General features: G+C 62.8%; 6 protein-coding genes. 5 read left to right on the top strand and 1 reads right to left on the bottom strand.

What is annotated here, in order from left to right; translation table 11 throughout:
- Positions 1 to 87: 87 nt before the first annotated feature.
- Positions 88 to 1,107 carry a fimbrial protein gene (locus AC3RCP_RS19020; RefSeq protein ID WP_492571363.1) on the bottom strand — a complete coding sequence of 340 codons (1,020 nt, stop codon included), beginning with the start codon at positions 1,105 to 1,107 and terminating at the stop codon, positions 88 to 90.
- Between the two features lie 166 nt (positions 1,108 to 1,273).
- Here AC3RCP_RS19020 and AC3RCP_RS19025 point away from each other — a divergent pair, with 166 nt between their 5' ends.
- From AC3RCP_RS19025 to AC3RCP_RS19045, 5 genes are all read left to right on the top strand, one after another.
- Positions 1,274 to 1,738 (top strand): VOC family protein, encoded by a 465-nt coding sequence (locus AC3RCP_RS19025; protein WP_492571118.1) that lies wholly within the window; start codon positions 1,274 to 1,276, stop codon positions 1,736 to 1,738.
- Positions 1,739 to 1,903: 165 nt separating this feature from the next.
- Positions 1,904 to 6,568, top strand: coding sequence for a T1SS-143 repeat domain-containing protein (locus AC3RCP_RS19030; RefSeq protein WP_492571117.1), 4,665 nt, complete (start codon positions 1,904 to 1,906; stop codon positions 6,566 to 6,568).
- 273 nt (positions 6,569 to 6,841) lie between these two features.
- Entirely contained in the window at positions 6,842 to 9,670 is a 2,829-nt protein-coding gene (locus tag AC3RCP_RS19035) for a DUF5801 repeats-in-toxin domain-containing protein (RefSeq protein ID WP_492571116.1), read from the top strand.
- Between the two features lie 274 nt (positions 9,671 to 9,944).
- Complete coding sequence (locus AC3RCP_RS19040) at positions 9,945 to 14,537, top strand: T1SS-143 repeat domain-containing protein (RefSeq protein ID WP_492571115.1); 4,593 nt, start codon at positions 9,945 to 9,947, stop codon at positions 14,535 to 14,537.
- 311 nt (positions 14,538 to 14,848) lie between these two features.
- Positions 14,849 to 23,182 (top strand): T1SS-143 repeat domain-containing protein, encoded by an 8,334-nt coding sequence (locus tag AC3RCP_RS19045; protein ID WP_492571114.1) that lies wholly within the window; start codon positions 14,849 to 14,851, stop codon positions 23,180 to 23,182.
- Positions 23,183 to 23,326: the final 144 nt, after the last annotated feature.

Consider the following 23,326-nt stretch of genomic DNA (forward strand, 5'->3'; position numbering starts at 1 on the left):
CGATGCGCTGCGGCAACGCGGCTGATAGGCACAAAAAAAGCCACTGATCGAGTGGCTTTTTTCTGCATCCCAGGGCGGGAAACACGATCAGTTGTATTCCAGTACATAGGTCAGCGTCGCATCGGCCTTGCCAGCGGCGACTTCCGTGCCCGTGGTGACGTAGCGTGCCTTTGCGGCAAAGCGGTACATCTCGTTGCCAGGGCCGCTGGCTTGCCAATCCAGGGCCACCGCCTTGGCTTTGCTGAATGGGAGTGCCACGTTTTTGTCGCTGGTCAGCGAGATGGCAACGCCTTTGGCGACGCCAGATTGTCCGGAACCGTTCAGATTCAACAAGCCATCACGAACGGAGTTCCCCTCGAAATAGACCTTCACCGGTGGCTTGACCGTGGGATTGAGACCTTCGCAAACGACATCCAGGGCGAAGGGATGGTCCTGGACCGATCCGCGCTTGACTTGCTCTGCTGCGGGACGCCCCATATTGACCTCGGTACTGCTCTTGGGGGTGTAGCAAGTGGTGAAGAAGGCATTATGTTCAAACTTGGTCTTAAGGCCCGTGCCTTCGATGGCATAAACCGCTCGTGCCGGAGTGGTGTAGTTGGTGTCAATAAAAAAACTTGTCTTGTAGTTGAAAGAAGGCATATCTCCCTTTCCGACACCTATACCTGTACGCACAAAATCTATTCTCACTCTATCGAAAAAATAGAGGATGCCCCCAGTTAATCCCGTATAGGTAAAAGGTGGATAAGAGGGGGTGCTCCAGGCAGTGGTGGCAAGGTGCCCAATACGAATGCCGACCCCAGGCACACCAGAGTCGTAAAGTCCTGGACTGCCTCTTGATACAAGGCTGGTAACAACTCCGGTCAATCCCCATTGAGACTCACTGCACCATGCCCACCCTCCAGAACGGCGTCCGACCGCTACGTCGTAGGAAGCCATTACCCCGCCCATGGGGGCGTACTTCAAAGTTGTAATGGTGGGAAGATTGGCAATGATCGACGGATTACTCGGTGAGCCATACTCAGGCCTGCCGCAATAATCCGCTGCGTAGGCGGAAGCTCCCATGATGCAGCCCAGAGCCAATGCAAGCAGTCCCGCCTGTCGTAGCATTTTCAAAAATGTTTCCCCTCGATACGAGCTCAGAGTGGCGTTGCAGCTTCCCTTGGTGGGAATCGGCGTAGGGGCGGCACTCTACACAGGGCCACTGCAAGGGATGAATCAGAGGATTCTCAAAATCGGTGCAGCACCCTGCTGCCTTTTTCGTCAGGAGAAACCATTGAAATTAAAGTTCAGCCACGTGGATGTGCTCGTCAAAGACCTCGAGCAAGCGTGTGCGTATTACGCCCGGGTCTTCAGCGCAAGGATTTCCAGGACCCTGGATTGGCAGCGCGACGGCCTGCATGTGCGTTATGCGATCGTCATGTTTGGCACGGAGCGCCTGATGCTGGTGCAACCCTTTGCCGGCAATCTCAAGGCGCTGATGGACAGCAACGGCGAAGGCACGATCTACCGTCACTGCTATAGCACTCCGGACATCGAGGCCGCCTACGACGAGTTGATGGCCGCGGGAGTGCAGCCGGAAGACGAGAACGGCAACCCTCTGTCGCGCGACAACCTCCACTCCCCCAGCGGCACACGCATCCTCTGGCTACCGAAACGCTTCGGGCATTTCTCCATCGAGCTGCTTGAGGAGGCGGAGCTGGAGGCCTTCATCGAGGAAGCATTCGCCGAGGACAGGTAAGGCGCCAGCGCTTTCGCGTTTCTCCTGCCGCATAGGCTGAAACTCCCAGGCCGCCTGGGAGTATCGGCCAATGCGCAACCTCCTGCGCATCCCCATAGTTGTGACATCTGCCAGCAGAGGGGCCCAAGTGCGGCCTCCACAACTAGAAGCGCCGAGGAGCCTGTTATGACCACCCCCCAATCCCCCACCACCGACCTGACCGCTGATACCTCTACCGATCTGTACCCCGTCTTCCCCAGCGACGACACACTGACCCTCACCGCCCTGGCGGATGGTGCTCCACTCGTGGGAGCGACCGGCACCAACGTTGCCCTGGACGAAACCAGCGGGTTGCAGAACGCCACGGCCACGGCCAGCCCAACGGGGGATGCCGACGACAATGACATCCTGCTGACCTCCCTGCCCTCGACCTTCGCCACCCGCTTGACCGCCCTCGGGGCCGGTACCGCAACAGACGCGGCCTTGAGTGGCTACACCGGTGCCGTGGGCGACACCGGCAGCAATGCCTTCACCCTCAACCTGGCGCCTGGTGCGATCAATGTCGATATCAGCTTCACCGACAGCCTGGGCACGGCGCTCAATGGCCTGGACAGCGGGCTGGATACCCTCGATGGCATCGACATCCTTCTGTATACCGATACCAATAACAACATCCTGCTGGGCCGGGCCGGAGGCCCTGCCGGCGCGATCGTGTTCGCCGCCTATATCGAGGAAACCGGGTCGCCGCTGTCGGGCGGCAAGATCTGGACCGTGGAATACCAGCCTCTCAAGCATCCGGACGCCAACAACCCGGACGATGCCCTCAATCTGCTGAATAAAGTATTCATCGGCGCCAGCCAGGACCTGACGTTCAGCCTGGCCAATGCGCCGTCCGGGCAGAACCTGTTCCTGATGTTCACCAAGGCCAGCCCGACGGTGGTCGACGACGGCGGTGTATTGCGGATCAGCGACCCAACGATCATCGCCACCGGCAAGGACCCCGCCGACCAGTCATCGGGCGTCAACATCAGCACCGGCGACACCATCAACACCAGCCAGGCCGGTGGCCCGACCACCTTCGGCACCAACAGCCAGATGATCACGGAACAGGAAGGCATTCGTTTTACCTTCGTCACCGGCGCCCGGCAGGACATGACCATTCCCAACCTGGATCAGAACGAAGCCGATGTCGAAGCCAACATCGACTTCACCGCGATGTTTAATGCCAAGGCGGCCAATTTCGATATCGTGCAGCTGCAAAGCGGCAAGAGTGCGGTAGTCAAGATCAGTGCCTTCAACACCGCGGTTGAAAGTGGCGCGAGTTTCGTCAATGGCTATGCGAACGATACGTCGGTGGCCATCACCAATGTTCGTGTGATCAACAACGCCACGGGACAAGTGATCGAAAACTCGGACGGCTCGGTGAATGACACGAGCATCCTCATCAGCTTTGCCAGCGGCGTGGCCACCGTCACCGGCATCAAGGCCGGCTACAAGATCGAATACACCACCACCTCGGACCACAACCGCGTACTGATCGAGAACGGCGCCGCCCTGGACGCCAAGGGCAATACCCACGCCGACTTCGATATCGGTGGCTTCACCCTGCGCCAAGCCTCCACCACCACCGCCGAAATCGGCTCGCATATGCTCTTCGAGGACGATGGTCCGGCAGCGGCCGGAACCGCCGTGGCGGACACCGTCGACGAGGACGGCCTGGCCAGCGGTGTGGCCGGCGGTGTCGGTGACGTGGCCGGCGAGGCCACCGTGGCCAGCGGCAGCGTCAGCGGTATCTTCCAGTCCGGTGTCGATGTACCGCTGAGCTATGCCTTGGCGAGCGATACCAGCGGCCTGCCGGCATTGAGCTCGGGCGGGGTGGCGCTGGTCTACAGCGTGGTGGGCAATACCCTGACGGCCAAGGCCGGCGCGGTCGATGTGTTCACCTTCAGCCTCAGCGCCGCGGGCGCCTACAGCTTTACCCTGCTGCAGCACCTGGATCACGCCGCCGGCAACGACGAGAACGACATCACGATCAACCTGGGCTCGTTGTTGCGGGCCACCGACAAGGACGGCGATACGGTCACCGCGGCGGCCGAGAAACTGGTGATCACCGTCGATGACGATACCCCCACAGCGACCGGGACCGCCGTGACCGGCACCGTCGACGAGGACGGCCTGGCCAATGGCATCGCCGGTGGTGTCGGGGATGTGGCGGGTCAGGCCACCAATGCCAGCGGCAGCGTCACCGGTATCTTCCAGTCCGGGGCCGACGTGCCGCTGAGTTATACCCTGTTGAGCGATACCAGCGGTCTGCCAGCCCTGACGTCTGGCGGAGTGGCACTGGTGTACAGCGTTGCCGGGGACACCCTCACCGCCAAGGCCGGCGCCGTCGATGTGTTCACCTTCAGCCTCAGCGCCGCCGGTGCCTACAGCTTCACCCTGCTCAAGCCTCTGGATCACGCGGCCGGCAATAACGAGAACGACATCACGATCAACCTGGGTTCGTTGTTGCGGGCCACCGACAAGGACGGTGACGCGGTAACGGCCGCGGCCGAGAAGCTGGTGATCATCGTCGATGACGATACGCCCACCGCAACCGGGACCGCCGTGACCGGCACCGTCGATGAAGACGGCCTGGCCAGTGGTATCGCTGGCGGGGTCGGTGATGTGGCGGGCGAAGCAACGACGGCCAGCGGCAGCGTCACCGGGATCTTCCAGTCCGGGGCCGACGTGCCACTGACCTATTCCCTGTCGAGTAATACCAGCGGCCTGCCGGCCCTGACTTCCGGCGCAGTGGCATTGGTCTATAGCGTCGCCGGCGACACCCTGACCGCCAAGGCCGGCGCCGTCGATGTATTCACCTTCAGCCTCAGCACAGCGGGTGCCTACAGCTTCAACCTGCTCAAGCCGCTGGATCACCCCGCAGGCAATAACGAAAACGACATCACCCTCAACCTCGGCACGCTGTTGCAAGCCACGGATAAAGATGGCGACACGGTGACGGCCGCGGCCGAGAAGCTGGTGATCACCGTCGATGACGACACGCCCACAGCGAATGGAACCGCAGAGGCAAATACTGTCGACGAGGACGGCCTGGCCAATGGTATTGCCGGGGGCGTCGGTGACGTCGCAGGCGAGGCGGCTATTGCCAGCGGCAGCGTGAGCGGGATCTTCCAGTCCGGAGCCGACGTACCGCTGAGCTATTCCCTGTCGAGCAACACCAGCGGCTTGCCAGCCCTGAGCTCCGGCGGGGTGGCACTGACCTACAGCGTCCTGGACAATACCCTGACCGCCAAGGCCGGCGTGACGGATGTGTTCACCCTCAGCCTGACGGTAGCGGGCGCCTACACCTTCACCCTGCTCAAGCCTCTGGATCACGCGGCCGGCAATGACGAGAACGACCTTACCCTCAACCTCGGCACACTATTGCAGGCCACCGACAAGGATGGCGACACAGTGACCGCCGCGGCCGACAAGCTGGTGATCACCGTTGATGACGACACCCCGACCCTGGCCTTCGGCAACCTGATCGGCACCGGTACCGACCATGCGCAACAAGGTTACTGGAGCATCGGGTCCGGTGCCGACGGACTAGGGGCGGCCGGCCTGGATATTTCCCTGGTGAACGGCCAGTTCACCCTGGTCCGGCCGGACGATACGACCACCACCGGCACCGGTACGCTGGTCGAGCAGTCGCCTTCACCGGATGGCAATGGCGCCTATCAGTTCGCCGGCACCCTGACCGGTGACTTCGACAACAACGCAGCCACGGCCAACACCACCGTCCATTACACCCTGACCGCCAACGCCAACGGCACCTACGCCCTGGACCTGCAGGAAGGCTTTCGCTCGACCGTGGTCCTCAGCAGTGCCGACGGCTCGCTGGATGCCGGTGGTCCGGACCCGGTACGCACGCTGACCATCGGCACCGAGCATGTAGTGTTCTTCGGTGCCAACCCGCTGGCTCCGCAGACCGGTCCGAACAGCATCCTCACCGGCATCGGGCTTGGCGCGCCCGACCCTACCGAAGCGCAGTTGCAGACCAATCCCCTGCCGTCCTACATCGGCTCGGCGGCCATGAACGTCAGCACCTCCGGCATCGGTATCGCCAACAACAATCTGGAGGGCAACACCACGGCGGGCATCAACGCCGGTGACGAGAGTTTCGTGATCAACCCCGAGACGCTGCTGACGGCCATGAAGGTCTATATCGACAACTCGGTACAGGGCTACGACCCGGCCACCGAAGAGCTGTACTACACAATCTACTACGACAACGGCACGACCTCGGGCGCCCCCATCAAGGTGCTGGCTGCGGACCTGCACGCGGAGGCGGGAGGACAGAAGTCCTTCCTCCTGGAGTGGGACGACTCCCACCTGATCGATGCGGTCCAGCTCACCATGGGCAAAGGTACGATCAAGATCCCGGTGATCCAGTTCATTCAGGAGACCCAGAACCTGGCCAGCGATATCCAGCTGTCGTTCAACGCCACGACGACGGACAAGGATGGCGACACCGCAACCAGCGCGTTCGACGCCAACCTGTTCGCCAACGACCCGAGCGACCAGGCCTTCGACTTCAGGCTGGTGGGTACCACGGGTGAGCGGGATGCCTTCAACATCGATCTGTCGGTGGCCGAGAACCTGTACCAGGTCACTGGCTTCGATGCAGGCGCAGGCCAACGGGATGCGGTGGTGCTCATTGGTGACGCGGGCGCCACTGTGCAGTCGATCAACAATGCCAGCAACGACAGCATCGTGACGATTGCCGAGACCGGCGGACAGCTGACGACCATCACCCTGCTCGGGGTCGATCTGCTCAATACCGACATTGTCCTGAGCGGCGTCTGAAACCTGGCACGGCAAACCCAAGCGAGGGCGGCCTGGAAACCGCCCTCGTTTTTTTGCCGTGCCGAACGCTCAAGCCGTGCAAGGCGTGAAAGGCACGCAATAGACCGACGCCTTCGCCTCATCCCGTTTCCCCGCCCCAATAGGCTGAAACTCCCAGGCCGCCTGGGAGTATCGGCCAATGCGCAACCTGCGGCGCATCCCCATAGTTGTGACATCTGCCAGCAGAGGGGCCCAGGTGCGACCCCCACAACTAGAACCGCCGAGGAGCCTGCCATGACCACACCCCAATCCCCCACCACCGACCTGACCGCCGATACCTCTACCGATCTGTACCCCGCCTTTCCCAGCAACGACACACTGACCCTCACCGCCCTGGCGGATGGCGCTCCGCTCGTGGTAGCGACCGGTGCCAACGTTGCGCTGGACGAAACCAGCGGGTTGCAGAACGCCACGGCCACGCCATCCCCCGCGGGGGACGCCGACGACAATGACATCCTGCTGGCCGCCCTGCCCTCGGCCTTCGCCACCCGGCTGACCGCCCTTGGCGCGGGTACCGCGACGGACGCCGCCCTGAGCGGCTACACCGGCGCCGTGGGCGACACCGGCAGCAATGCCTTCACCCTCAACCTGGCGCCCGGTGCGATCAATGTCGATATCAGCTTCACCGACAGCCTGGGCGCACCGCTCGATGGCCTGGACAGCGGGCTGGATACCCTCGATGGCATCGACATCCTTCTGTATACCGATACCAATAACAACATCCTGCTGGGCCGGGCCGGAGGCCCTGCCGGCGCGATCGTGTTCGCCGCCTATATCGAGGAAACCGGGTCGCCGCTGTCGGGCGGCAAGATCTGGACCGTGGAATATCAACCGCTCAAGCACCCGGATGCCAGTAACCCGGACGATGCCCTCAACCTGCTGGACAAGGTGTTTATCGGCGCCAGCCAGGACCTGACGTTCAGCCTGGCCAATGCCCCCTCCGGGCAGAACCTGTTCCTGATGTTCACCAAGGCCAATCCGACGGTGGTCGATGACGGCGGCGTCTTGCGGATCAGCGACCCGACGATCATCGCCACCGGCAAGGACCCCGCCGACCAGTCATCGGGCGCCAGCATCAACACCGGCGACACCATCAACACCAGCCAGGCGGGTGGCCCGACCACCTTCGGCACCAACAGCCAGATGATCACGGAACAGGAAGGCATTCGCTTCACCTTCGTCACGGGCGCCCGGCAGGACGTAACCATTCCCAACCTGGATCAGAATGAAGCCGATATCGAAGCCAACATCGACTTCACCGCGATGTTCAATGCCAAGGCGGCCAATTTCGATATCGTGCAACTGCAAGGCGGCAAGAGTGCGGTGGTCAGGATCAGTGCCTTCAACACCGCGGTTGAAAGTGGCGCGAGTTTCGTCAATGGCTATGCGAACGATACGTCAGTGGCCATTACCAATGTTCGCGTGATCAACATCGCCACGGGACAAGTGATCGAAAACTCGGACGGCTCGGTGAATGACACGAGCATCCTCATCAGCTTTGCCAGCGGCGTGGCCACCGTCACCGGCATCAAGGCCGGCTACCAGATCGAATACACCACGGCCGCGGACCACAACCGCGTCCTGATCGAGAACGGCGCCGCCCTGAACGCCAAGGGCAACACCCACGCCGACTTCGATATCGGTGGCTTCACCTTGCGCCAGGCCTCCACCACCACCGCCGAAATCGGCTCGCAGATGATCTTCGAGGACGATGGACCGACCCTCGCCTTCGGCAACCTGATCGGCACCGGGACCCAATTGGCGCAACAAGGCTACTGGAACCTGGGGGCTGGCGCCGACGGGCTGAACGCGGCCGGCCTGGATATCTCGCTGGTGAACGGCCAGTTCACCCTGGTCCGGCCGGACAACACCACCACTACCGGCACTGGCACACTGGTCGAGCAGTCGCCGTCACCGGATGGCAACGGCGCCTACCAGTTCGCCGGGACCCTGACCGGTGACTTCGACAACAACGCGGCCACGGCGAACACCACCGTGCACTACACGCTGACCGCCAACGCCAATGGCACCTATGCCCTGGACCTGCAGGAAGGCTTCCGTTCGATCGTCGTCCTCAGCAGTGCCGACGGTTCGCTGGATGCCGGCGGGCCGGACCCGGTACGCACGCTGACGATAGGCACCGAACATGTGGTGTTCTTCGGCGCTAACCCGCTGGCGCCGCAGACCGGCCCGAACAGCATCCTGACCGGTATCGGGCTCGGGGCGCCCGACCCTACCGAAGGGCAGTTGCAGACCAATCCCCTGCCGTCGTACATAGGCACCGCGGCCATGAACGTCAGCACCTCGGGCATCGGTATCGCCAACAACAACCTGGAGGGCAACACCACGGCCGGCATCAATGCCGGTGACGAGAGTTTCGTGGTCAACCCCGAGACCTTGTTGACGGCCATGAAGATCTTTATCGACAACTCGGTACAGGGCTACGACCCGGCCACGGAAGAGCTGTACTACACGGCCTACTACGAGGACGGCACGACCTCGGGGGCGCCCATCAAGGTGCTGGCCGCCGACCTGCACGCGGAAGCCGGAAACCAGAAATCCTTCACCGTCCAGTGGGATGGCAGCCACCTGATCGACGCGGTCCAGCTCACCATGGGCAAGGGCACGATCAAGGTCCCGGTGATCCAGTTCATCAAGGAAACCCAGAGCCTGGCCAGCGATATCCAGCTGGCGTTCAACGCGACAATAACGGACAAGGATGGCGATTCGGCAACCAGCGCGTTCGACGCCAACCTGTTCGCCAACGACCCGAGCGACCAGGCCTTCGACTTCAGGCTAGTGGGCACCACGGGTGAACGGGATGCCTTCAACATCGACCTGTCGGTGGCCGAGAACCTGTACCAGATCAGCGGCTTCGATGCCGGCCCGGGCCAGCGCGATGCGGTGGTGCTTATTGGTGACCCGGGCGCCACTGTGCAGTCGGTCAACAATGCCGGCAACGACAGCATCGTGACGATTGCCGAGACCGGCGGACAGCTGACGACCATCACCCTGCTCGGGGTCGATCTGCTCAATACCGATATTGTCCTGAGCAGCGTCTGAAACCTGACGCGTCAAACCCATACGAGGGTGGCCTGGAAACCACCCTCGTTTTTTTTGCCGCGCCGGACGCTCAAGCAGCACAAGGCTTGAAGGGCAGGCAATGGACCGGCGCCTTCGCCTCACCCCGCGTCCCCCTCCCAGGTAGGCTGAAACTCCCAGGCTGCCTGGGAGTATCGGCCAATGCGCATTCTCCGGCGCATCACCATAGTTGAGGCATCTGCCAGCAGAGGGCCAGGGTGCGGCCCCAACGACTGGAACTGCCCTGGAGAATGTCATGACCACCCTGCAAGAAAACACACTCCTCACGAACGACCCGCTCGTTGTAGCGACCGGCGTTAACGTCTCACTGGACGAAACCACCGGGCTGCAGAACGCCACGGCCACGCCAGCCCCTGCGGGAGACGCCGACGACAATGACATTCTGCTGGCCGCCCTGCCCTCGGCCTTCGCCACCCGCTTGACCGCCCTTGGCGCGGGTACCGCAACGGATGCGGCCTTGAGTGGCTACACCGGTGCCGTGGGCAACACCGGCAGCAATGCCTTCACCCTCAACCCGGCGCCCGGCGCGGACATTACCGATATCAAGTTCACCGACAGCCTGGGCGCGCCGCTCAATGGCCTGGACAGCGGCCTGGATACTCTCGATGGCACCAGCATCCTGCTCTATACCGATACGGACAATAACAACATCGTGCTGGGCCGGGCCGGAGGCCCTGCCGGTGCGATCGTGTTCGCCGGCTATATCGAGGAAACCGGATCGCCGGTATCGGGTGGCAAGATCTGGACTGTGGAATACCAACCGCTCAAACACCCGGATGCCAGTAACCCGGACGATGCCCTCAACCTGCTGAACAAGGTGTTCGTCGGCGCCAGCCAGGACCTGAAGTTCAGCCTGGCCGATGCGCCTTCCGGACAGAACCTGTTCCTGATGTTCACCACGGCCAACCCGACGGTGGTCGATGACGGTGGGGTCCTGCGGATCAGCGACCCGACGATCATTGCCACCGGCAAGGACCCCGCCGACGAGTCAACAGGCGTCAACATCAACACCGGTGACACCATCAACACCAGCCAGGCGGGAGGCCCGACCACCTTCGGCACCAACAACCAGATGATCGTGGAACAGGAAGGCATTCGTTTCACCTTCGTCACTGGCGCCCGGCAGGACGTGACCATTCCCAACGAGGACCAGAACGAAGCCGATGTCGAAGCCAATATCGACTTCACCGCGATGTTTAATGCCAAGGCGGCCAATTTCGATGTGGTGCAGCTGCAAAGCGGCAAGAGCGCCGTGGTAAAAATCAGTGCCTTCAGCACCGCGGCCGAAGCCGGCGTGAACTTCGTCAACGGCTATGCGAACGATACGTCGGTGGCCATCACCAATGTTCGCGTGATCAACAACGCCACCGGGCTGGTGATCGAGAACTCCGACGGATCGGCGAATGATCCGAGCATTGCCATCAGCTTTGCCAGCGGGGTGGCAACCGTCACCGGTGTCAAGGCCGGCTACAAGATCGAGTACACCACCACCGCGGACCACAACCGCGTCCTGATCGAGAACGGCGCAGCCCTCGACGCCAAGGGCAATAACCACGCCGACTTCGACATCGGTGGCTTCGTCCTGCGCCAGGCCTCCACCACGACCGCCGAAATCGGCTCGAAGATGATCTTCGAGGACGATGGGCCGGCAGCGGCCGGAACCGCCGTGGCCGGTACCGTCGATGAAGACGGCCTGGCCAATGGCATCGCCGGTGGTGTCGGTGATGTGGCCGGCCAGGCCACCAACGCCAGCGGCAGCGTCACCGGTATCTTCCAGTCCGGCGTCGATGTGCCGCTGAGCTTTAGCTTGTCGAGCGATACCAGCGGCTTGCCGGCATTGAGTTCCGGCGGAGTAGCACTGGTGTACAGCGTCGCCGGCGACACCCTGACCGCCAAGGCTGGCGCAGTCGATGTGTTCACCTTCAGCCTCAGCGCCGCGGGTGCCTATAGCTTTACCCTGCTCAAGCCGCTGGATCACCCATCCGGCAACGACGAAAACGACATCACCCTCAACCTGGGTAGCCTGCTGCAGGCCACCGACAAGGACGGTGATACGGTGACGGCCGCAGCCGAAAAACTAGTCATCACCGTCGATGACGACACGCCAACCGCAACCGGAACCGCCGTGACCGGCACCGTCGACGAGGATGGCCTGGCCAATGGCATCGCCGGTGGTGTCGGTGATGTGGCAGGTGAAGCGACTACCGCCAGTGGCAGCGTGACCGGGATCTTCCAGTCCGGTGCCGACGTGCCGCTGAGTTATACCCTGCTGAGTGACACCAGCGGCCTGCCAGCCCTGAGTTCGGGCGGCGTGGCGCTGGTGTATAGCGTCGCCGGCGACACTCTGACCGCCAAGGCGGGCGCCGTCGATGTATTCACCTTCAGCCTCAGTGCCGCGGGTGCCTATAGCTTCACCCTGCTCAAGCCGCTGGACCACGCCGCCGGCAATAACGAGAACGACATCACCCTTAATCTGGGCTCGTTGCTACGGGCCACGGATAAGGATGGCGACACAGTGACCGCCGCGGCCGAGAAACTGGTGATTACCGTCGATGACGATACGCCAACCGCCAACGGAACCGCCGTGACCGGCACCGTCGACGAAGACGGCCTGGCCAACGGCATCGCTGGCGGGGTCGGTGATGTGGCTGGCGAGGTGACTACCGCCAGTGGCAGCGTGACAGGGATCTTCCAGTCCGGTGCCGATGGACTGCTGAATTTTTCCTTGTCGAGCGATACCAGCGGCCTACCGGCCCTGAGTTCCGGCGGTGTGGCGCTGGTCTATAGCGTCCTGGGGGATACCCTCACCGCCAAGGCTGGCGCAGTCGATGTGTTCACCTTCAGCCTCAGCGCCGCGGGTGCCTACAACTTCGCCCTGCTCAAGCCTCTGGATCACCCCGCAGGCAATAACGAAAACGACATCACCCTCAACCTGGGCACCTTGCTACGGGCCACGGATAAGGATGGCGACACGGTGACCGCCGCGGCCGAGAAACTGGTGATTACCGTCGATGACGATACGCCAACCGCCAACGGAACCGCGGTGACCGGCACCGTCGACGAAGATGGCCTGGCCAATGGCATTGCCGGTGGTGTGGGCGACGTGGCTGGCCAAGCCACCGTCGCCAGCGGCAGCGTCACCGGGATCTTCCAGTCCGGTGCCGATGTGCCACTGAGCTATGCCCTGTCGAGCGATACCAGTGGCCTGCCAGCCCTGAGTTCGGGCGGGGTGGCGCTGGCCTACAGCGTTGCGGGTGACACCCTGACGGCCAAGGCGGGCGCAGTCAATGTGTTCACCTTCAGCCTCAATGCCGTGGGGGCCTATGCCTTCACCCTGCTCCAGCACCTGGATCACGCGGCAGGCAATAACGAGAACGACATCACCCTCAACCTGGGGTCGCTGCTGCAAGCCACCGACAAGGACGGCGATACGGTGACGGCCGCGCCCGAGAAACTGGTGATCACCGTCGATGACGACACCCCAACCCTCGCCTTCGGCAACCTGATCGGCACCGGCACCGACCTTGCGCAACAAGGCTACTGGAACCTGGGGGCTGGCGCCGACGGGCTGAACGCGGCCGGCCTGGATATCTCGCTGGTGAACGGCCAGTTCACCCTGGTCCGGCCGGACAACACCACCACCACCGGCACTGGCACGCTGGTCGAGCAGTCGCCGTCACCGGATGGCAACGGCGCCTACCAGTTCGCCGGGACCTTGACCGGTGACTTCGACAACAACGCGGCCACCGCGAACACCACCGTCCACTACACCCTGAGCGCCTACCCCAACGGCACCTATGCCCTGGATCTGCAGGAAGGTTTCCGTTCGACCATCGTCCTCAGCAGTGCCGACGGTTCGCTGGATGCCGGCGGGCCGGACCCGGTACGCACGCTGACCATAGGCAGCGAGCATGTGGTGTTCTTCGGCGCTAACCCGCTGGCGCCGCAGACGGGTCCGAACAGCATCCTGACCGGCATCGGGCTCGGAGCGCCCGACCCTACCGAAGCCCAGTTGCAGACCAACCCCCTGCCCTCGTTCATCGGCACCGCGGCCATGAACGTCAGCACCTCCGGCATCGGCATCGCCAACAACAACCTGGAGGGCAACAACACGGCGGGTATCAATGCCGGCGACGAGAGTTTCGTCATCAACCCCGAGACCTTGTTGACGGCCATGAAGATCTTTATCGACAACTCGGTGCAGGGCTACGACCCGGCCACGGAAGAGTTGTACTACACGATCTACTACGAGGACGGCACAACCTCGGGGGCCCCCACCAAGGTGCTGGCCGCTGACCTGCACGCGGAAGCCGGAAACCAGAAATCCTTTACCGTAGAGTGGGACGACACCCACAAGATCGATGCGGTCCAGCTCACCATGGGCAAGGGTACGATCAAGGTGCCGGTAATCCAGTTCATTCAGGAGACCCAGAGCCTGGCCAGCGATATCCAGCTGGCGTTCAACGCGACGGTGACGGACAAGGATGGTGATACGGCAACCAGCGCGTTCGACGCCAACCTGTTCGCCAACGATCCGGCCGACGCCCTGTTCGACTTCAGGCTGGTGGGCACCACGGGTGAGCGGGACGCCTTCAACATCGATCTGTCGGTGGCCGAGAACCAGTACCAGGTCACCGGCTTCGATGCCGGAGCAGGCCAGCGCGATGCGGTGGTGCTTATTGGTGACCCGGGCGCCACTGTGCAGTCGATCAACAACGCCGGCGCCGACAGTATCGTGACGGTGGCCGAGACCGGCGGACAATTGACGACCATTACCCTGGTCGGGGTCGACCTGCTCAACACCGATATTGTCCTGAGCAGCGTCTGAAACCTGGCACGTCAAACCCATGCGAGGGTGGCCTGGAAACCACCCTCGTTTTTTTTGCGCGCCAATATGAGAACAGCTCTACAACGGCCTTTTGCTGCCCTCGCGGGCTAACGCAAAAAAGGACCCCGAAGTCCTTTTTGCGATCGCTGCTGCGCCTCCTCCCGCCTCCCCCTGCCGCATAGGCTGAAACTCCCATCCGGCTTGGGAGTATCGGCCAATGCGCAATCTGCGACGCATCTTCATAGTTGTCGTATCTGCCAACAGAGGGCCCAGGTGCGGCTTCGACGACTGGAATTGCCCGGGAGAACGTCATGACTATTTCTAAAAAAACCCCATCCCTCACGAACGACCTGACCGCTGACACCAGTACCGCTCTATACCCTGTCTTCCCCAGCGACAACACGCTGGCCGTCAGCACGGCCCAGGCGAGCAGCGCTTCGTCCATCCTGGTGAACGGTGCGAGCGTGACCCTGGACGAAACCACCGGGTTGCAGAACGCCACCGCCACACCAAGCCCCGCGGGAGACGCTGACGACAATGACATCCTGCTGGCGGCCCTGCCCTCGGCCTTTGCCACCCGACTGACGGCCCTTGGGGCCAGTACCGCAACGGATGCAGCCTTGAGTGGCTACACCGGTGCCGTGGGCAATACCGGCAGCAATGCCTTCACCCTGGCGCCCGGCACCAACGTTACCGATATCAAATTCACCGACAGCCTCGGCGCGCCGCTCAATGGCCTGGACAGCGGGCTGGATACCCTCGATGGCACCAGCATCCTTCTCTACACGGATACGAACAACAACATCCTTGTGGGTCGGGCCGGAGGCCCTGCCGGCGCGATCGTGTTCGCCGGTTATATCGAAGAAACCGGATCGCCGGTATCCGGCGGCAAGCTCTGGACCGTGGAATACCAACCGCTCAAGCACCCGGATGCCAGCAACCCGGACGATGCCCTCAACCTGCTGAACAAGGTGTTTGTCAGCGCCGTCCAGGACGCGGGATTCAGCCTGACCAATGCGCCTTCCGGGCAGAACCTGTTCCTGATGTTCACCGCGGCGAACCCGACTGTGATCAATGACGGCGGTGTGTTGCGGATCACCAATCCGACGCTGATCGCCACCGGTAAAGACCCGGCAGACCAGTCCAGCGGCGCGAACATAAACACTGGCGACACGATCAACACCAGCCAGGGCGGTGGCCCGACCACCCTGGGCACCAACAACCAGATGATCGTGGAACAGGAAGGCATTCGTGTTTCGTTCGTCACCGGCGCCCGGCAGAACGTGACCGTGCCCAACCTGGACCAGAACGAAGCGGATGTGGAGTCCAATATCGACTTCACCGCGGTCTTTAATACCAAGTCGGCCAGTTTCGATGTCGTGCAGTTGCAAGGCGGCAAGAGTGCGATGGTGAAAGTCAGCGCATACAGCACCGCGGCCGAACCTGGCGTGAATTTCATCAACGGCTATGCGAATGACGCATCGGTGGCAATCACCAATGTTCGCGTGATCAACAAAACCACCGGGCTGGTGATCGAGAACTCCGACGGCTCGGTGAATGATCCGAGCATTGCCATCAGCTTTTCCGGCGGAGTGGCAACCATCACCGGCGTCAAGGCCGGCTACCAGATCGAATACACCACCACCGCGGACCACAACCGCGTGCTGGTCGAGAACGGGGCAGCCGTCGACGTCAAGGGCGATAACCACGCCGATTTCGATATCGGTGGTTTCACCCTGCGTCAAGCCTCTATCAGCACCAGCGAAATCGGCTCGAAGATGATCTTCGAGGACGATGGACCGGCAGCGGCCGGTACCCCTGCGGCCGGCACCGTCGATGAGGACGGCCTGGCCAATGGCATTGCCGGCGGTGTCGGCGACGTGCCTGGCGAGGCCACCAACGCCAGCGGCAGCGTGACCGGGATCTTCCAGTCCGGCGTCGATGTGCCGCTGAGCTTTAGCTTGTCGAGCGATACCAGCGGCCTGCCGGCATTGAGTTCAGGCGGAGTGGCACTGGTGTACAGCGTTGTCGGCGACACCCTGACCGCCAAGGCTGGCGCAGTCGATGTGTTCACCTTCAGCCTCAGCGCGGCGGGTGCCTATAGCTTCACCCTGCTCAAGCCCCTGGACCATCCAGCGGGCAACGATGAAAACGACATCACCATCAATCTGGGTACCTTGCTGAAGGCCACGGACAAGGATGGCGATACGGTAACGGCTGCCGCCGAGAAGCTGGTGATTACCGTCGATGACGATACCCCAACCGCGAATGGCACCGCTGCGGCCGGCACCGTCGACGAAGACGGATTGGCCAACGGTATTGCCGGTGGCGTCGGCGATGTGGCCGGCGAAGCTACTGTAGCCAGCGGCAGCGTGACCGGTATCTTCCAGTCCGGTGCCGATGTACCGCTGAGTTATGCCCTGTCGAGCGATACCAGCGGCCTGTCGGCATTGAGCTCGGGCGGAGTGGCGCTGGTGTATAGCGTTGCCGGCGACACCCTCACGGCTAAAGCCGGTGCAATTGATGTCTTCACCTTCAGCCTCAGCGCGGCGGGTGCCTACAGCTTCACCCTGCTGCAGCCACTGGACCATCCAGCCGGTAACGACGAAAACGACATCACCATCAATCTGGGCACATTGCTGAAGGCCACGGACAAGGATGGCGACACGGTAACGGCCGCCGCCGAGAAACTGGTGATTACCGTCGATGACGACACACCAACGGCAACCGGGACTGCCGAGGCCGGAACCGTCGATGAAGACGGCCTGGCCAATGGCATTGCGGGAGGTGTGGGCGACGTAGCTGGCGAAACAACGACGGCCAGCGGCAACGTGACCGGTATCTTCCAGTCGGGCGCCGACGTGCCACTGAGTTACTCCTTGTCGAGCGACACCAGCGGCCTGCCAGCCCTGAGTTCGGGCGGGGTGGCGCTGGTGTACAGCGTCGCGGGTGACACCCTGACCGCCAAGGCGGGTGCAGTCGATGTGTTCACCTTCAGCCTCAGCGCCGCGGGTGCCTACAGCTTTACCCTGCTCCAACCCCTGGATCACCCAGCGGGCAACGATGAAAACGACATCACCATTAACCTGGGTACCTTGCTGAAGGCCACCGACAAGGACGGCGACACAGTGACGGCTGCCGCCGAGAAACTGGTGATTACCGTCGATGACGATACGCCAACGGCAACCGGGACTGCCGAGGCCGGAACCGTCGATGAAGACGGTCTGGCCAATGGCATCGCGGGTGGTGTGGGCGACGTAGCTGGCGAAGCAACGACGGCCAGCGGCAACGTGACCGGTATCTTCCAGTCGGGCGCCGACGTGCCACTGAGCTACGCCCTGTCGAGCGATACCAGCGGTCTGCCAGCCCTGAGTTCGGGCGGGGTGGCACTGGTCTACAGCGTCGCGGGTGACACCCTGACCGCCAAGGCGGGTGCAGTCGATGTGTTCACCTTCAGCCTCAGCGCCGCGGGTGCCTACAGCTTTACCCTGCTCCAACCCCTGGATCACCCAGCGGGCAACGATGAAAACGACATCACCATTAACCTGGGTACCTTGCTGAAGGCCACCGACAAGGACGGCGACACAGTGACGGCTGCCGCCGAGAAACTGGTGATTACCGTCGATGACGACACGCCAACGGCAGTCGGAACCGCCGAGGCCGGCACCGTCGATGAAGACGGCCTGGCCAACGGTATTGCCGGCGGTGTGGGTGACGTGGCTGGCGAAGCCACCACGGCCAGCGGCAGCGTGACGGGCATCTTCCAGTCTGGGGCCGACGTACCGCTGAGTTACGCCTTGTCGAGCGACACCAGCGGCTTGCCAGCCCTGAGCTCCGGTGGGGTCGCGCTGGTGTATAGCGTCCTGGGTGACACCCTGACGGCCAAGGCCGGTGCAACTGATGTCTTCACCTTCAGCCTCAGCGCCGCGGGTGCCTATAGCTTCACCCTGCTGCAACCTCTGGATCATCCAGCCGGCAACGATGAAAACGACATCACCATTAACCTGGGCACCTTGCTGAAGGCCACCGACAAGGACGGCGATACGGTGACGGCCGCCGCCGAGAAACTGGTGATTACCGTCGATGACGACACCCCAACCGCGAATGGCACCGCTGCGGCCGGCACCGTCGACGAAGACGGATTGGCCAATGGCATTGCCGGCGGTGTCGGCGACGTGGCCGGCGAAGCCACCGTCGCCAGCGGCAGCGTCACCGGCATCTTCCAATCCGGGGCCGACGTACCGCTGACCTATGCCTTGTCGAGCGATACCAGCGGTCTGCCAGCCCTGAGTTCGGGTGGCGTGGCGCTGGTGTACAGCGTCGCGGGTGACACCCTCACAGCCAAGGCGGGCGCGGTCGATGTATTCACCTTCAGCCTCAGCGCCGCGGGTGCCTACAGCTTTAGCCTGCTCCAACCCCTGGATCACCCAGCGGGCAACGATGAAAACGACATCACCATTAACCTGGGCACCTTGCTGAAGGCCACCGACAAGGACGGCGACACAGTGACGGCCGCGGCCGAGAAGCTGGTGATCACCGTCGATGACGACACGCCCACCGCGAACGGAACCGCTGCGACTGGCACTGTCGATGAAGACGGCCTAGCCAACGGTATTGCCGGTGGTGTCGGGGATGTGGCGGGTGAGGCGACTACTGCCAACGGCAGCGTCACCGGCATCTTCCAATCCGGTGCCGACGTACCGCTGAGTTATGCCCTGTCGAGCGATACCAGCGGCTTGCCAGCCCTGAGTTCGGGTGGGGTGGCACTGGTGTACAGCGTCGCGGGCGACACCCTCACAGCCAAGGCTGGCGCGGTCGATGTGTTCACCTTCAGCCTCAGTGCCGCGGGTGCCTACAGCTTTACCCTGTTGCAGCCTCTGGACCATCCGGCCGGTAATGACGAAAACGACATCACCATCAACCTGGGCACATTGCTGAAAGCCACGGATAAGGATGGCGACACGGTGACAGCTGCGGCCGAAAAACTGGTGATCACCGTCGATGACGACACGCCAACAGCAACCGGGACCGCCGTGACCGGCACCGTCGATGAAGACGGTCTGGCCAATGGCATCGCAGGAGGTGTGGGCGACGTGGCTGGCGAAGCCACCACGGCCAGCGGCAGCGTCACCGGCATCTTCCAGTCCGGGGCCGATGTGCCGCTGAGTTATGCCTTGTCGAGCGACACCAGTGGCTTGCCAGCCCTAAGTTCGGGCGGGGTGGCGCTGGTGTACAGCGTCGCGGGTGACACCCTCACGGCTAAAGCCGGTGCAACTGACGTATTCACCTTCAGCCTTAGCGCAGCCGGTGCCTACAGCTTTACCTTGCTCCAGCCTCTGGATCACCCAGCGGGCAACGATGAAAACGACATCACCATTAACCTGGGTACCTTGCTGAAGGCCACCGACAAGGACGGCGACACGGTGACAGCCGCCGCCGAGAAACTGGTGATCACCGTCGATGACGACACGCCAACCGCCAACGGAACCGCCGTGACCGGCACCGTCGATGAAGACGGGGTGATCAATGGCATTGCCGGTGGTATTGGCGATGTACCCGGCGAGGCGACCACGGCCAGCGGCAGTGTCACCGGTATCTTCCAGTCGGGTGCCGATGTACCGCTGACTTATAGCTTGTCGAGCGATACCAGTGGCTTGCCGGCCCTGAGTTCCGGTGGGGTGGCACTGGTCTACAGCGTCGCGGGCGACACTCTGACCGCCAAGGCGGGCGCCGTCGATGTGTTCACCTTCAGCCTTAGCGCCGCGGGTGCCTACAGCTTCACCCTGCTCCGTCCACTGGATCACGCAGCCGACAATGACGAAAACGACATCACTATCAATCTGGGTAGCTTGCTGAAAGCCACCGACAAGGACGGCGATACGGTGACGGCCGCCGCCGAGAAACTGGTGATTACCGTCGATGACGACACGCCGACAGCCAACGGAACCGCGGTGACCGGCACCGTCGATGAAGACGGTTTGGCCAACGGCATCGCGGGTGGTGTGGGCGACGTGGCGGGTGAAGCCACCGTGGCCAGTGGCAGCGTCACTGGCATCTTCCAGTCGGGGGCCGACGTACCGCTGAGCTATGCCCTGTCGAGCGACACCAGCGGCCTGCCAGCCCTGAGTTCGGGCGGAGTGGCACTGGCCTACAGCGTCCTGGGCGATACCCTGACCGCCAAGGCGGGTGCAGTCGATGTATTCACCTTCAGCCTTAGCGCCGCGGGTGCCTACAGCTTCACCTTGCTCCAGCCTCTGGATCATCCAGCCGGCAATAATGAAAACGACATCACCCTCAACCTGGGTAGCTTGCTGAAGGCCACCGACAAGGATGGCGATACGGTGACGGCCGCGGCCGAGAAACTGGTGATTACCGTCGATGACGACACACCAACCGCAACCGGGACCGCCGTGACCGGCACCGTCGATGAAGACGGCCTGGCCAACGGTATTGCCGGTGGTGTCGGGGATGTGGCGGGTGAGGCGACAACCGCCAGCGGCAGCGTCACCGGCATCTTCCAATCCGGTGCCGATGTACCGCTGACCTATAGCTTGTCGAACGATACCAGCGGCCTGCCGGCCCTGAGCTCCGGTGGGGTGGCACTGGTCTACAGCGTCCTCGGTGATACCCTCACCGCCAAGGCGGGCGCAGTCGATGTGTTCACCTTCAGCCTCAGTGCGGCGGGTGCCTACAGCTTCACCCTGCTCAAACCTCTGGATCACCCTGCAGGCAATAATGAAAACGACATCACCCTCAATCTGGGTACCTTGCTGAAGGCCACCGACAAGGACGGCGACACAGTGACGGCCGCGGCCGAGAAACTGGTGATTACCGTCGATGACGACACGCCAACGGCAACCGGCGCTCCCGTGACCGGCACCGTCGATGAAGACGGCCTGGCCAATGGCATCGCCGGTGGTGTCGGGGATGTGGCCGGTGAGGCGACTGTCGCCAGCGGCAGCGTCACCGGTATCTTCCAGTCCGGGGCCGACGTACCGCTGAGCTACTCCTTGTCGAGCAACACCAGCGGTTTGCCAGCCCTGAGTTCCGGTGGGGTGGCGCTGGCCTACAGCGTCCTGGGCAACACCCTGACCGCCAAGGCCGGCGCGACTGACGTGTTCACCCTCAGCCTCACGGTAGCGGGTGCCTACACCTTCACCCTGCTCCAGCACCTGGATCACGCGGCGGGCAACGACGAGAACGACCTCACCCTCAACCTGGGTACCCTGCTGCAGGCCACCGACAAGGACGGTGACACAGTGACCGCCGCCGCCAACAAGCTGGTGATCACCGTCGATGACGATACTCCGACCCTTGCCTTCGGCAACCTGATCGGCACCGGGACCGTCCATGCGCAACAAGGCTACTGGAACCTGGGGCCTGGCGCCGACGGGCTGAACGCGGCCGGCCTGGATATTTCGCTGGTGAACGGCCAGTTCACCCTGGTCCGGCCGGACGACACGACCACCACCGGAACCGGCACGCTCGTCGAGCAGTCGCCGTCACCGGACGCCAATGGCGCGTACCAGTTCGCGGGAACCTTGACCGGTGACTTCGACAACAACGCGGCCACGGCGAACACCACCGTTCACTACACCCTGAGCGCCTACGCCAACGGCACCTATGCCCTGGACCTGGACGAAGGCTTCCGTTCGACCATCGTCCTAAGCAGCGCCGACGGCGCGCTGGATGCCGGTGGCCCGGACCCGGTGCGCACGCTGACCATAGGTAGCGAACACATCGTGTTCTTCGGCGCCAACCCGCTGGCTCCGCCAAGCGGCGCGAACAGCATCCTGACCGGCATCGGGGTCGGGGCGCCCGACCCTACCGAAGCGCAGTTGCAGACCAACCCCCTGCCGTCATTCATCGGCTCGGCGGCCTTGAACGTCAGCACGGCCGGTATCGGCATCGCCAACAACCTGCTCCAGGGAGACAACCTGGCGGCGATCGGCGCGGCCGATGAAAGCTTCGTCGTCAACCCGGAAAGCCTGCTGACGAGCATGAAGGTCTTCATCGACAACTCCGTGGGCGGTTACAACACGGCAACCGAGGACCTGTACTACAGGGTCTTCTACGAGGATGGCACCTTCTCCAACCTGATCGAGGTCAACACCCTGACTCCGGAGGCCGGTGGACAGGTGTCCTTCACCGTCGAGAAATCGGCCACCTCGTTGATCGATGCCGTTCAGCTGACCATGGCCCGGGGCGAGATCAAGATCCCGACGATCCTGTTCACCCACGAGACCGAGAGCCTGGCCAGCGACGTCAAGCTGGCGTTCAACGCGACAGTGACGGACAAGGATGGCGACACCGCGACCAGCGCATTCGACGCCAACCTGTTCGCCAACGACCCGGCCGACGCCCTCTTCGACTTCAGGTTGGTGGGCACCACGGGTGAGCGGGATGCCTTCAACATCGACCTGTCAGGCACCGAGAACCAGTACCAGGTCACAGGCTTCGACGCGGGAGCAGGCCAGCGCGATGCCGTGGTGCTCATTGGTGACCCGGGCGCCACTGTGCAGTCGATCAACAACGCTGGCGCCGACAGCGTCGTGACGGTGGCCGAGACCGGCGGACAGATCACGACCATTACCCTGGTCGGGGTCGATCTGCTCAATACCGACATTGTGCTGGGCAGCGTCTGAAACCTCGCGCATGCGAACAAAAGCGAGGGTGGCCTGGAAACCACCCTCGCTTTTTTTGCCATCCCAGTCCGAAATTCCCCGAGCGTATCCGCGGCGAATGCCCTGGCAGCCCAAGGCTCACAGAGCACGGCGACATACCTGCGC

This window comes from Pseudomonas sp. GW822-FHT05A08, from assembly GCF_058800485.1.

Coding starts and splice junctions, on each gene's coding strand:
- AC3RCP_RS19040 (WP_492571115.1), top strand. CDS start 9,945: ATGACCACCCTGCAAGAAAACACACTCCTCACGAACGACCCGCTCGTT.
- AC3RCP_RS19045 (WP_492571114.1), top strand. CDS start 14,849: ATGACTATTTCTAAAAAAACCCCATCCCTCACGAACGACCTGACCGCT.
- AC3RCP_RS19030 (WP_492571117.1), top strand. CDS start 1,904: ATGACCACCCCCCAATCCCCCACCACCGACCTGACCGCTGATACCTCT.
- AC3RCP_RS19020 (WP_492571363.1), bottom strand. CDS start 1,107: ATGCTACGACAGGCGGGACTGCTTGCATTGGCTCTGGGCTGCATCATG.
- AC3RCP_RS19035 (WP_492571116.1), top strand. CDS start 6,842: ATGACCACACCCCAATCCCCCACCACCGACCTGACCGCCGATACCTCT.